The organism is Enterobacter sp. 940_PEND, from assembly GCF_001059415.1.
Classification (GTDB): Bacteria; Pseudomonadota; Gammaproteobacteria; order Enterobacterales; family Enterobacteriaceae; genus Enterobacter; species Enterobacter cloacae_M.
Window position 1 is genome coordinate 1 of record NZ_JUMS01000099.1, and the last position, 12,795, is coordinate 12,795.

The 12,795-nt window shown below is 52.8% G+C and carries 13 protein-coding genes and 1 pseudogene; 9 read left to right on the forward strand and 5 right to left on the reverse strand.

Features of this window, described 5'->3' with window-relative positions; genetic code table 11:
* Positions 1–38 precede the first annotated feature (38 nt).
* Entirely contained in the window at positions 39–173 is a 135-nt protein-coding gene (locus ADJ24_RS25695; RefSeq protein WP_265093045.1) for a hypothetical protein, read from the reverse strand.
* 464 nt (positions 174–637) lie between these two features.
* Between ADJ24_RS25695 and ADJ24_RS14180 the strand changes: the two genes are divergently transcribed.
* The 6 genes and pseudogenes from ADJ24_RS14180 to ADJ24_RS14195 all read left to right on the forward strand — a co-directional run bounded on the left by ADJ24_RS14180 (position 638) and on the right by ADJ24_RS14195 (position 4,780).
* A complete protein-coding gene (locus tag ADJ24_RS14180; protein WP_023309257.1) occupies positions 638–925 on the forward strand; it encodes a hypothetical protein in 288 nt (95 codons plus the stop codon).
* 374 nt (positions 926–1,299) lie between these two features.
* Positions 1,300–1,755: pseudogene (locus tag ADJ24_RS24335) on the forward strand (SymE family type I addiction module toxin).
* 245 nt (positions 1,756–2,000) lie between these two features.
* Positions 2,001–2,492: an Hcp family type VI secretion system effector gene (locus tag ADJ24_RS14185; RefSeq protein ID WP_023309259.1), complete on the forward strand. Its 492-nt coding sequence runs from the start codon at positions 2,001–2,003 to the stop codon at positions 2,490–2,492.
* Between the two features lie 11 nt (positions 2,493–2,503).
* Positions 2,504–2,974, forward strand: a complete 471-nt coding sequence (locus tag ADJ24_RS25110) for a L,D-transpeptidase family protein (protein ID WP_023309260.1) — start codon at positions 2,504–2,506, stop codon at positions 2,972–2,974.
* A complete protein-coding gene (locus ADJ24_RS14190) occupies positions 2,971–3,405 on the forward strand; it encodes a hypothetical protein (protein ID WP_023309261.1) in 435 nt (144 codons plus the stop codon). The genes ADJ24_RS25110 and ADJ24_RS14190 overlap by 4 nt, the downstream gene beginning before the upstream one ends.
* A 205-nt stretch (positions 3,406–3,610) precedes the next feature.
* Positions 3,611–4,780, forward strand: coding sequence for a molecular chaperone DnaJ (locus tag ADJ24_RS14195; protein WP_023309262.1), 1,170 nt, complete (start codon positions 3,611–3,613; stop codon positions 4,778–4,780).
* On the opposite strand, the gene ADJ24_RS14200 is transcribed toward ADJ24_RS14195, so the two are convergent.
* A complete protein-coding gene (locus ADJ24_RS14200) occupies positions 4,781–5,545 on the reverse strand; it encodes a siderophore-interacting protein (RefSeq protein ID WP_023309263.1) in 765 nt (254 codons plus the stop codon).
* Positions 5,546–5,692: 147 nt separating this feature from the next.
* On the opposite strand from ADJ24_RS14200, the gene ADJ24_RS14205 reads away from it, so the two are divergent.
* Positions 5,693–6,187 (forward strand): PadR family transcriptional regulator, encoded by a 495-nt coding sequence (locus tag ADJ24_RS14205; RefSeq protein ID WP_023309264.1) that lies wholly within the window; start codon positions 5,693–5,695, stop codon positions 6,185–6,187.
* Here the strand turns inward: ADJ24_RS14205 and ADJ24_RS14210 are convergent.
* Together ADJ24_RS14210 and ADJ24_RS14215 are read right to left on the reverse strand one after the other, a co-directional pair.
* Positions 6,184–7,743: a methyl-accepting chemotaxis protein gene (locus ADJ24_RS14210; RefSeq protein ID WP_023309265.1), complete on the reverse strand. Its 1,560-nt coding sequence runs from the start codon at positions 7,741–7,743 to the stop codon at positions 6,184–6,186. The genes ADJ24_RS14205 and ADJ24_RS14210 overlap by 4 nt on opposite strands.
* A gap of 336 nt (positions 7,744–8,079) precedes the next feature.
* Positions 8,080–9,600, reverse strand: coding sequence for a methyl-accepting chemotaxis protein (locus ADJ24_RS14215; RefSeq protein WP_023309266.1), 1,521 nt, complete (start codon positions 9,598–9,600; stop codon positions 8,080–8,082).
* 435 nt (positions 9,601–10,035) lie between these two features.
* Between ADJ24_RS14215 and ygjG the strand changes: the two genes are divergently transcribed.
* Positions 10,036–11,415 carry a putrescine aminotransferase gene (gene ygjG, locus ADJ24_RS14220; protein ID WP_023309267.1) on the forward strand — a complete coding sequence of 460 codons (1,380 nt, stop codon included), beginning with the start codon at positions 10,036–10,038 and terminating at the stop codon, positions 11,413–11,415.
* A 40-nt stretch (positions 11,416–11,455) separates the two neighbouring features.
* Here the strand turns inward: ygjG and ADJ24_RS14225 are convergent, their stop codons facing one another.
* Positions 11,456–12,058: a helix-turn-helix domain-containing protein gene (locus ADJ24_RS14225; RefSeq protein ID WP_023309268.1), complete on the reverse strand. Its 603-nt coding sequence runs from the start codon at positions 12,056–12,058 to the stop codon at positions 11,456–11,458.
* 42 nt (positions 12,059–12,100) lie between these two features.
* On the opposite strand from ADJ24_RS14225, the gene ADJ24_RS14230 reads away from it, so the two are divergent.
* Positions 12,101–12,787 carry a B3/4 domain-containing protein gene (locus ADJ24_RS14230; protein ID WP_023309269.1) on the forward strand — a complete coding sequence of 229 codons (687 nt, stop codon included), beginning with the start codon at positions 12,101–12,103 and terminating at the stop codon, positions 12,785–12,787.
* The last annotated feature ends 8 nt before the right edge of the window (positions 12,788–12,795 follow it).

A 12,795-nucleotide genomic window follows, 5' to 3' on the forward strand; every position in this document is an offset into this window, starting at 1 on the left:
GTGATCTGATCCTTCAACTCAGCAAAAGTTCGATTTATTCAACAAAGCCGAAAATCCATTAAAAACTCCTCTCGATTCTCACCTTTATCGCCACTATGATGTATAAAGCCGGATTCTTTGAATCGAGCCAACATTGTAGCTTCTATTGAATTAAATAATTGATTTAAATCCATATATTACCTCCCCTAATGCATGTCTTTGATGATACACCTTACTTACACTTTTGTAAGTTGCAAGCATCACAGCGTTGATTGATGGTAATGGCGATAAAGTGGCGGTGGAAATGGCTAAGAATGGGTAATCATTGGCAAATGATGGCAACCTATGTCAATGATAAATAAAGCAAACTATTGATTTTCGATTGTTCAAGTAGGAACTCATAATCGCCTGGTCGCTGGTCCAGCCCAGTCCAGCAAAAGCCAATAAATTTTAGCTACCTTCTCAGGTGGGTTTTTATTTCCAGTAAGCTGTTAATATCCTTTCCCTGATGCACCATCAGGAGCCCAGGCAGCTGACTTCTTAATACCCTTATACGCTTAATGATCTGCTATGCCTTAGAAAATTCGGCGAACCGCTATACCCGTTTGTCAGAGAGAACTATGACAAAAAAATTCTCGAATGGGCAGAGGCGCAGGTCATGGCAGTCGACGAGTCGGAGGCGCTATTAATCCTTGCCTCGTTAAACCTGGATAAAATCCTGGACGACCGAGCATTGAAAAGATATCTCGATTCTTATCTGCATGAAGCAGGCCTGAACTATCCTGATGAACGGGCCAGTGCGTTAACCTGCCTGAAAATTCAACTCTGGAATCTGGTTCATTGCGAAGATGCAAGGAAAGCAGAGACTCTTTTATATGGTTTTGCAGCAGCTTTTCTGGACTCTCCTCCCGGGTTCTTTGCCAGAGTCTGTCGTTATCTGAGTTAGTTGTACTATCATCTTTATGATGATCTAGGTGGGGAATATCAAACATTAGCCTCTGAAATGAGTGCTGACGAGACGTTGTCTTATATAAAAAAAACATATCATTACAGTTTATCGAAAACTAAAAAATGATGACTGGCTGTATGTAATCCTCTCCTGCCTCCTATATTTCTGAATCCAGCTCGCACATTTCAACTTTATCGTATCATTCAATACTGTATTTTTATTCAGTTGGATATAATTTACTCAGCGTAAACGTCATTCCTGTTAAGGAAGCGATGAAAAGCAGGATAGATTAATACGACAATAGCTCGCGATATGAAGGTGGTGGAACACCTCCTTACCGCTAACCACAAACAACTTAGAAGGAGTTGAATATGGCTGCGATGGATTTTAAGCCAGAGTTTACTGTTTTCAAAAAAGAATCAGACGCTTTTACAACTATAACTGAAAACCGCGATCTGATACGCAAAAACGATACTCGCCGACTTCACGGCAACTGAACTGATGTCGCGCCCGCTCATCCTCGGGCAGAAACACCAGAAGACTGTACAGCCTGCTGTGAGTTCTATTCTTGCGTGGATTGCTACTACCTTCCCCTAAGTGGCAAGTGGCTATCTAATGCAGGTTTTATTAATGGTATACCTGTTAAAATTCGGGTCATGAAGGATTGCATTGTCATCACGCCACAACATACACGTGAATTATGGGGTTGTCTTGAAGGCATGAGCGTGGTCAATATTAACAAACAGAAAGTAGCAACATGGTTAAAGACATTCCCGGGTGCATTGAATGACTTAGGATATGTCCCCAATTTCAAGCGAGACAAATAGCGTTTTCAATAACATCCCGGCCTAATGGCCGGGTTAACATATCTGCTTTTTACGTTGAAACATTAGCGAGCCAGGTTTTCGTTAAACATTAACAGAGAGCTCCACACATTCGCCTTGCTAATAAAAACAACATTCCTTATACCATTAATTAATTACCGTATCCTAAAAAAAGAAAAAAGTTACAAATTGAAAAAAGATAATAATGTAACGTATAAATAATTTACCAGCCATTTGGAAACTAACTCATGCCAATTCCAGCTCATTTATTTCTGAAAGACGACGGCGGCGCCCCCATCAAAGGGTCATCTGACGTACAAAATCGCGAAGGCAGTATTGAAGTGATCACCTTTTCGCATGGCCTGCATATCCCTGTAGACGGTAATACAGGAAAACAAACAGGAACACGTGTACACGGTGCTTTTACTATCGGGAAAGAGTTTGATAGCGCCTCGACCTATCTGTACAAAGCCGTATCTACCGGGCAGCTTCTGAAATCAGCGGAGATGAAATGGTACCGTATAAACGATGCAGGTCTGGAAGAGGAATATTTCAATATGTTTTTGGAAAACGTCAAAGTCGTTTCGGTTACACCGGTAATGGCGAACTGTAAAGATCCGCACACCCAGCATCTTAACCATATGGAAATCGTTGAACTACGCTACGAGAAAATCACCTGGAAATTTGTCGATGGCAATCTCATTCACTCTGATTCATGGAATGAAAGAACTACAGCCTAGCGGAGGAATTTATGGCCAGACTTACTTTTGATGGTTGTGCCCATACGCTTTCATTGCTAGGTAGTGATGGCTCTATTGTTGACACGTGGACCGCTTATAATAACGTCGATCGCAGAGCCACATTCAAACACATTAGTAACGGCACATATCAGATACAGGATAAATCAAAGCCACATTTACACCCAGGCGATAGTGAAGATGGTTCGTATGGGACTTATGGAATCATTCGATTTAGTTATCCCGGACACCCCGGTGTAGGTGTACATTCAGGTCAGGCGCATAGCCCTTATAAACCAGGGCCAGAACATCCGACAATGGGATGCATCCGAACTACTGATGAGGCGATGAAGAAAATAAAAGAGCACATGGCTAAATCCTCCCTCTCAACCATCACCGTATCAAATAACAGCGCCTGCTCGGCCATGAGTGCGACGCAGAAATTTGAAAATATCTATATCCCACCGGGAATGAACTTGATATGAAAACGATGCAGTTGTTTTTGATTATGTTAGTGATATCGCGCGTGGCTTATGCAAATGACTGTACTTCTGTTGAAGAAATGGACAGGGCAGATAACGCAGCCTCTGCCATTCAGGACTGGCAAGGCGTCCATTCTTTTTACAAAAATTACAGACAGTGTGATGAGGGATATATCGCAGAAGGGATATCAGCGACTATTGTCGGGCTGTTAGCCAACAACTGGAAGACCTCCCATCAACTCATGCAGCTATCTGTAAGCGATCGCGCTTTTGAGTCATGGATGATTAATCACATCGATACGACCACGAACGATCGTGCTCTCGAGAAAGTCGTGAGAAATGCCACGGATAGTTGCCAGGAAGGCGCTAAAGCGTTCTGCAAACAGATTGAGAATGCCGCACAAGGCGCGTTGAAGGAACTGCAAAGCCAATAGCCAGGCGTGGTTTCGCAGGTAGAGCAGGAAACGGAGCTATCCTCACCCTCCACTTTACAGGCTCCTGCTCACTTCCCCACCTCACAAACTGCAAAACTAAAGAAATCCCCCATCGCGCCGATCATCATCCGTGTGTATTATTTCCTGTAGCTTTTACAACAACTAACCTTAACTCAAATACTTAAGCGCCAAAGCGAAAGGCATCATGAGCACACCGATCAAACGGCTAGAAATCATTAAAAATGCCATTGAACTGGAAGATGACGACATCATCCAGAGCCAGCTGACACGGCTGAAAAATGAAGCGTTTGACGATGAGCTACAGGCAATCGTCGTGGCGCTTGAAAAGAAGAACTACACCGCTGCGATGGCGGCAATTACCGCCTGGCTGCAGGGCCAGCGCGCCGTGACCCAGTGGCGCGATCCGCAGGTGGCCGCCAGCAAGCTGGAGCTGAAGGCGCTGGAAGAACGTCTGCGCGATCTGATTGACCGCCGCAACGCCCGGGTGCAGCAGCTTGATGAGTTCAACGATCTCTATTTCTCTCGCCTCGGGCCGCTGATGCAGCAGATCCTCGCCCTGCGTAAAACCCTGGCCGAGCTGAACCTGCGCCGTCAGCAGGCGGAAGCGCGTCGCCGTGAGGAAGATTACCGTCGCTGCCAGCGCTATATGGCGCAGGCGGTAGAGGTGCTGGCGACGCTCACCCAGCGCTGGCGCGATCTCCCGGCCGACTCCGTGCAGGCCGCTGAGGCGCGCAAGCATCTTGAACAGCAAAGCAATCTGATTGCCAACCTGCTGGCCGAAGCGCTGGAGCTGGAGAGCGGCTTAACGCGCGAAGAGGAGCCTGCGCGTCAGGCGCGAGACGACGCTAACGAAGAGTACGAGAAATATCGCGAGCAGCATCACGATGCCGAAGTGCGGCTGCGCAAGGGTAAGGATCTTTCGGAAGAGGATCGGAACGAGCTGAAGCGTCTCTGGCGGCAGGCGAGCAAGCTCTGCCATCCGGATCTGGTGGCGGACGATCTGAAAGAGGAAGCTAACGCGATGATGGTGCAGCTCAACCAGGCGAAGCAGCGTGGCGACGTTAAAACCATTCGCTCACTGGTGGCCCGCCTGCAGCAGGGCTTTGAGCCATTGATGGCAAGCGATAGGCTGAACGATCTGGAACGTATCCGCAAAAAAATGGCGCAGGTTCGCGAGCAGATAGACATTTTAGTGAACGAGCTGGCGGAGCTTGAGAAAGAGGAGTCCTGGCTTCTGGTCTCGTCGCTGAACAATATGGAAGCTTACTTCGCTCAGCAGGAGAAAGCCCTGCACGAGGTCCGCGCCTCGCTCGAACATCAGGTGAGCGAAGCGCAGCTGGATTCCGCCGCCTGATTATTTGGCGTGCCAGTATGCGCTGGCACGCACCAGCTGCTGGTCAATCGCGTCGGTTTCAAACTGACGGCTCAGCGTCTTCACTACCTTCCCTTCCCCGGTCAGCCAGATGAAATAGTCTTCACCAGGAACGGTCAGCGCCGCCAGATGGTCCGCTACCGCCTGCTCGCTGTGGCCTACAACCCAGGTGATGTTGAATTCGCTCAGGTGCGCCAGATAGTCCTTATAAGAGTCGTCCCCGACCGTCACTACCGCATGAATTTCCGGGCGAACCGGCAGTTTAGCAATGCTCTCTAAGCGTCGGCGCAGCGCGGGCATGCCGGACTCGTCGCACACGTACAGCTGCCAGGCGTAATCCTCCGGCACCACCAGCGAACCGCGCGGACCGCCGATGGTCAGCCTGTCGCCCACTTTTGCCTCAACCGCCCAGCGGCTGGCAATGCCGCCGTCATGAACGAAGAAATCGAGCACCAGCTCATGGTTTGCCTCGTCGTACAGCGGCGTGTAGTCGCGCGTCTGAGGACGTACGCCGTCACCCCAGTCGATACCTTCATCGGTGACCACCGGCGGCACAAACACCGCGCCCGGGGCAGGGAAAAAGACTTTGGTATGGTCGTCGAAACCGCGGGAGCTAAAGCCCTCCAGCTGCTCGCCGCCTAAAACAATCCGCTGGAAACCCGCGCTGGGGCGCTCAACGCGGAGCACCGTCAGCTCGCGAAAGCGCAGGTCATTACGAACACGCTGTGGGTAACGGGTAGATGCCATTTTTAGCCCCTTCTCTGGTGAATACGATATATCTAAATCAATTTTCAAATGATAATGATTACTACTAAGAAAAAATGCAAGATCTTTTAGATTGCATCTGAATATATCTTAGATATAGTTTAGATATATCAAATTAAGAGAGCTACTATGCGACACGAACACGACAGCGGCGGGCGCCGACCGCGCTTTTTCGGCCATGGCGATCTGCGGCTGGTGATTCTGGATATTCTGACCCGCAGCGCGAGCCACGGCTACGAGCTGATCAAAGAGATCGAGAATCTGACCCAGGGGAATTACACCCCGAGCCCAGGCGTGATCTACCCGACCCTGGATTATCTTCAGGATCAAACCTTTATCACTATTACGGAAGAAGAGAACGGTCGTAAGACGATTACGATTACCGCTGAAGGACAACGCTGGCTGGACGAAAACCGGAAGCAGCTGGAACAGATCCAGGTGCGTATCAAAGCCCGTTCCGTCGGTTTTCAGCTGCGCAAAAACCCGCAGATGAAGCGGGCGCTGGATAACTTCAAAGCGGTGTTAGACCTGAAGGTGAATCAGGGAGAGCTCAGCGACGCGCAGCTCAAGCAGATTATCGGCGTTATTGACCGCGCGGCGCTCGAGATCTCCCAGCTGGATTAAGCCGGAGCGTGCTCGCTCACGCGGAAGACGCGCACCAGCTCCTTCAGGTGCATCGCCTGTTCGTTAAGCGATGCTGCCGCCGCGACGGACTCCTCCACCAGCGCGGAGTTCTGCTGGGTGGTGGCATCAATCAGGCCAATCGCGCTGTTAATCTGCGAGATACCTTCCGTCTGCTCGTGGCTGGCCTGGCGGATTTCGCGCAGGATCACGTCCATCTCTTCCACGTTGCCGACCATCCCATTAATCAACGCACTCGCTTTTTCAACCAGGTTCATCCCGTCCTGGGTCTGGCTGGTAGAGCTCTCAATCAGCTCGCGGATCTCGCTGGCAGATGACGCACTCTTCTGGGCAAGCTGGCGAACTTCACCCGCCACCACCGCAAAGCCGCGGCCGTGCTCGCCGGCGCGCGCCGCTTCCACCGCCGCGTTCAGCGCCAGAATGTTGGTCTGGAACGCAATGGCGTCGATCAGGTCGATAATGTCGGACATCCGGTTCGACGTCTCGTTAATCAGGCGCATTTTGCTGGTCACCTGCTTCATCATCTCGCCGTTGTTTTTGACCACCGTGGCGGCATCCGCCGAGAGGTTGGTTGCTTCCCCGGTATGCGAGGCGGTATTTTTCACCGTCGCGGTGATCTGCTCCATCGAGGCGGCGGTCTGTTCTACAGAACTTGCCTGCTCTTCCGTGCGCGCGGCCAGATCCTGGTTCCCGGCGACAATCTGCGCGGCTGCGCTGGAGATATTCTCCGAGCCGGTTTGCACCTGCTGCACGATGTCCAGCAGTCGCGTTTTCATCTCCATCAGCGCATGCAGCAGCAGACCCGTTTCGTCTTTGCCGTGTGGCGTGATGCTGCCCGTGAGATCGCCCTCAGAAATGGCTTTTGCAAAATGTACCGCCTCGCCGAGCGGACGAGTGATAGCGCGCACGATAAACCAGCCAATCAGGCTGCCTGCCGCAATGCTAAAGAGCGTGAGCAGGATCAGCAGCAGTCGGTTAGACCTGAAATCCCCTTCCACCTGCGCGCCGGCACTCTGCATCTCGCTGTTTTGAATGGTAATCAGCTCCTTCACCTTCGCTTTATAAGCCTGCTGCACGGCGAGGGTGGTGGTCATCATCTCCTGAATAGCGCCCGCACGATTGTTGTTCTGCACCGCCTGCAAAATGCGGTAGCGCGAGTCCAGATACTGCTGGCGCACGCTGCGGATCTCCGCCAGCACCTGCTGAGACTTTTGATCCTGCAGCGCGTTGTTCAGCTCGCCCAGGATCACCGTGATGTGCTCGCTGATCTCTTTCAGGCGCTGCTGAGATTGCCCCGTGTAAGTGCCCTGCTCGTCCAGCAGCATCAGCTGTTGAGTGCTAATAAATTCCTGGAAGTTATCGATTAACTGGTTCGCTTTTACCGTGGTCGGATAATCGCTGGTAATAATCGATTGCATCCCGTTATTAGCCCGGTTCAGGCTTATCAGAGACAGGCTCGCGCTGAGCGCCATCAGGACAATAAAGAACCCAAACGCCAGAAATAATTTCGTGCCGATCTTTACGTCATGTAAGAACATATTTTCTCCATCGATGTGATTATTTCTCAGACGATCGCTGTTATCGGTAACGATTTCGCTAACTTTATGAGTTTGATCGTTTTTTTATTTCATAACCGTCGCAATGGATAGGTAGAGGCTATTAATATTGCTCCATCGATCGTTACCAGACCACCGGAGGGGTATTTTTCAAAATAGCGTTCTGGATAACTGACTTAGGCAGGGATAAATAACTGAGGCACTTTCTTTAGTTATTTAATATTAAATTAACAATAAAATACATTAATAGTCACAACCAGAAAATAAAAAGCCGTTTATTCCTTACGAAATAAACGGCTTTTTTAGAACATTACTGACTCAATGAAGCACAGTTACCGCATCCTTAAGGCGTCCGGCGCGGTGCTTCACCATCGCAGAAATGTGGGCGCTCTCTTCGACCAGGTCGGCGTTTTTCTGCGTGATGCTGTCGAGTTCGGCCACCGCGCGGGTCAACTCTGACAGTCCGGTTGCCTGCTCGGAGGTCGCGTGGCTGATCTGGGCGATAAGCTGCGTCACGTTTTTCACCTGCTCGACAATATCATCCATCGTGCGACCTGCGGCGTGAACCTGCTCAGAGCCGGACTGCACCTTGCTGGCGCTGGCATCAATGAGTTTACGAATATCATTGGCGGCACTGGCGCTTCGGCTGGCGAGATGGCGCACTTCGCCCGCGACCACGGCAAAACCTTTTCCCTGCTCTCCTGCCCTTGCCGCTTCAACCGCCGCGTTCAGCGCCAGAATATTGGTCTGGAAAGCGATATCGTTAATCAGGGAGGTAATCGAGCCAATTCGCTGCGTGCTGTCGGCAATGTCATCCATGGTTTTGACAACGGTCTGCATCGCGTTGCCCCCTTTCGTCGCCGCGCTGCTCGCGGCCACGGAGAGTTTATCCACCTCGGCGGCGGTTTCAGAGTTACTCTGAACGGAAGCGGCCATCTGGTTCATTGTCGCGACGGTCTGCTGCACGTTCGCCACGGTCTGACGCGTCCGATCGTTCAGATCTTCATTTCCCTGTGCCAGCCTGTCGCTGCCGTCACGGACGCTCACCACCTGGCTCGACACGTCATTGATTAACCAGCGGCACATCAGGCCCAGCTGCCCGACCGCGCGCAGCGTCAGCCCCAGCTCGTCGCTGCGGTTCAGATGCTGCACGCTGTTGCGCTCTCCGGTTGCGACCTTCAGGGCCTGTCGCGCCACATTCTCTACCGGGCGGACAATCTGCAGCTCAAACAGCAGTGTCCCCAGCAGCATGACCAGAGCGGCTGCAGCGAGCGGCATCCACCCGGCGGAGGTCGCGATCAGCGTGGCGGCGAGAACGGCAAAAAGCGCCGCCATCACGCTGCGCACGCGCCAGCGCAGCGGCATAGCCGGCAGTTTGCCCAGCCAGCCTTTTCCAACCACCAGCCCTTTATGAATACGTTTCTTACAGCTTCCGTCGTTCAGCGCCCGGTAGAGCGGCTCCACGGCGGCAATCTCTTCCGCTGTGGCTTTGGCGCGAATGGACATATAGCCTGTCACCTGCCCCTGGCGCACCATCGGCACCGCATTCGCACGCACCCAGTAGTGGTCACCGTTTTTGCGCCGGTTTTTGACAATTCCGCTCCACGGCTCGCCCTGCTGCAGCGTGTACCACATATCGGCAAACGCGGCTTTTGGCATATCGGGGTGGCGCACCATATTGTGCGGCTGGCCCGTCAGCTCATCGAGCTGGTAGCCGCTCACCTGCACAAAGGTGTCGTTGGCGTGTGTGATGTAGCTGTGGACGTCTGTGGTAGACATTAAGGTGGTGTCATCGTCCAGAGGATATTCATTCTGGGTGACATAGGTTGGAGAGGACATCGTGGGCATCCCTTGCAGGTTATTTGAATGTTAATTTTGTGGGTCAATGTTTTTTCGGCGGTAAACAATTTATCTTTAGTTGTTAAACTTGATGAAGATCGCAGATTTCACTTAAACCATACTTTTTGTACGATTTTATAATTCATTGATTTCAAATACTTTCGCAAAGAAATTACCTGTAAAGCATGACCAGTTAATGCCCACTTAAGTTGCAGCGAATGCACTTCTTTAGTGCAGATGCGGTTTTCCGCCCTCATTTATCCTTTCTGTCCTGTACCGCTAAATCCCGTTTCGGTTGCTCCGGCATGATTAAATATTGTGCAACATTATTTTAACCTGGCGTTTATCCCGATTTTCGTTAAGTCATCTGAAGTGGCGTAATCCCTGCAATACTTAAACCAGTATCATGTGATACGCGATCCCCGGGAGCACATTTTGAACAGGTTACCTTCCAGCGCCTCGGCTCTTGCCTGTACCGCGCACGCACTGAATCTCATTGAGAAGCGAACGCTCGATCATGAGGAGATGAAACAACTTAACCGAGAGGTCATCGATTACTTTAAAGAGCACGTCAATCCAGGTTTTCTGGAGTATCGCAAATCTGTTACCGCCGGCGGGGATTACGGAGCCGTAGAGTGGCAAGCGGGGAGTCTTAACACGCTTGTCGACACCCAGGGACAGGAGTTTATCGATTGCTTGGGTGGTTTTGGTATCTTCAACGTGGGGCACCGTAATCCAGTTGTGGTTTCCGCCGTACAGAATCAACTTGCGAAACAACCTCTCCATAGCCAGGAACTGCTCGACCCGCTTCGCGCCATGCTCGCGAAAACGCTGGCGGCCTTAACGCCCGGCAAACTGAAGTACAGCTTCTTTAGCAACAGCGGCACGGAATCGGTCGAAGCGGCGATTAAACTCGCCAAAGCGTACCAGTCACCGCGCGGGAAATTCACCTTTATCGCCACCAGCGGCGCGTTCCACGGTAAATCTCTGGGCGCACTGTCTGCTACCGCCAAATCCACCTTCCGCAAACCGTTTATGCCGCTGCTGCCGGGCTTCCGCCACGTGCCGTTTGGCGACATCAACGCCATGCGCACCGTGCTGAGCGAATGCCGTAAAACCGGCGATGACGTGGCCGCGGTGATCCTGGAGCCGATTCAGGGTGAAGGCGGCGTAATCCTCCCTCCGCAGGGCTATCTGCCCGCCGTGCGTCAGCTGTGCGATGAGTTTGGCGCGCTGCTGATCCTCGACGAAGTCCAGACCGGGATGGGGCGCACTGGCAAAATGTTTGCCTGCGAGCACGAAAACGTTCAGCCGGACATCCTGTGCCTGGCGAAGGCGCTCGGCGGCGGCGTGATGCCGATTGGTGCGACGGTTGCGACTGAAGAGGTCTTCTCGGTGCTGTTCGACAACCCGTTCCTGCATACCACCACCTTTGGCGGTAATCCGCTGGCCTGTGCGGCCGCGCTGGCGACCATCAACGTACTGCTGGAGCAAAACCTGCCCGCCCAGGCGGAGCAGAAAGGCGACATGCTGCTGGACGGCTTCCGTCAGCTAGGCCGGGAGTATCCGGACCTGGTGCAGGACGCGCGTGGCAAAGGGATGCTGATGGCGATTGAGTTTGTCGATAACGAAACCGGCTATAGCTTCGCGAGCGAGATGTTCCGCCAGCGGGTGCTGGTCGCCGGAACGCTCAACAACTCGAAAACCATCCGCATTGAACCGCCGCTGACGCTGACGATTGAACAGTGCGAGCAGGTGCTGAAAGCGGCGCGTAAAGCGCTGGCAGCGCTGAGAATAAGTGTGGAAGAGGCGTAAAAAATCACCGGGCCTGCAGGCAGTTGCAGGCCCGGGTTTTTTAGCGGTGGAACTCCGCCACCGTCATGGTAAAGCGCAGAACGTTTTTTCCCTCATTGGCATAACCGTGCGCAGCTTCCGTTTTCGCCACCGCCGATTTGCCTGCAGCAACCTGCGTCACCGTCTCGTCCACCGTCAGCGTTAAAACGCCTTCGTTCACGTGCAGCAGCTCAAAGGTTCCCGCCGGGTGCCCCGGAGAGGTAAAGCGCTCTCCCGGCTGCATCTCCCACTGCCATAGCTCAATCATATCCGGGCCTGCCGTTCCCGCCAGCAGTCTGGCGCATCCACCCTGTGCGCCCTGCCACAGAACCGGAATCGCGGCCTCTTCGATAACATGCACCAGCGGCTCGCTGGAGACGTTGACGATATCCGCTACGGAGATGCCGAGCGCGGCGGCCAGCTTGCACAAGATGGCGATACTGGGGTTGGCTGCGCCCTTTTCGATCTCCACCAGCATGCCTTTACTGACGCTGGCCCGGCGGGACAGCTCGTCCAACGACAGCTTTTTCTCTTTACGCCAGTTGCGGATGCGGTTCGCCACGGCCAGGCTTACCTGGGCAACATCGGCACCCGAATCAGTCATTATATTGACTTTAACAGTCATTGGTCACTACCATGGTATAAAACAGTCAATACAGGATTATTTATGTCTCTCGTTACGCCGTCAATAGATTCGCGTCTTGCCGGGATTGCCCCGGGCTTTCGGGCGCTGAGCATTCTGGTTGAAGCTGCGCCGATTACCCACCCGGAGGTTGCGCCCGCCGCGCTGGCGCAGGCCTGCCAGCTGATGTTGAATGATGATGTGCCGTGGGCTGATGCACATCTTTCAGACTGGGATGAGGTGTTTAAAGCCTTCGGCGCGAAACCGAAACGCACGCCCTGCTCGGCTTCCGCCCTGCGCAAGCGGGTACTGAAAGACGGTTCGCTGCCGTCGCTGGATCCGGTGGTGGATATCTATAACGCGGTGAGCATTCGCTATGCCATTCCGGTGGGTGGGGAAAATCTCGCGGCGTACTCGGGTGCGCCGCGCCTGACGCTGGCAGACGGCAGCGAGCCGTTTGATACCTTTAAGGAGGGAGAGCCGGTGGTGGAATACCCGGATGCTGGCGAGGTTATCTGGCGAGACGACCTCGGCGTCACCTGCCGCCGCTGGAACTGGCGACAGGGGGTCCGTACCCGTCTGGACAGCCAGGCACAATCTATGTGGTTTATTCTTGAAAGCCTGCCGTCAATGCCGCTTGCGGCACTGGAAGAGGCAGGAGAAGAGCTGGTCAACAACCTGCAGCGGCTGATGCCGGGAGCCACGGCTCGGGTTCAGCTGCTGACGCTGTAGGAGGACAT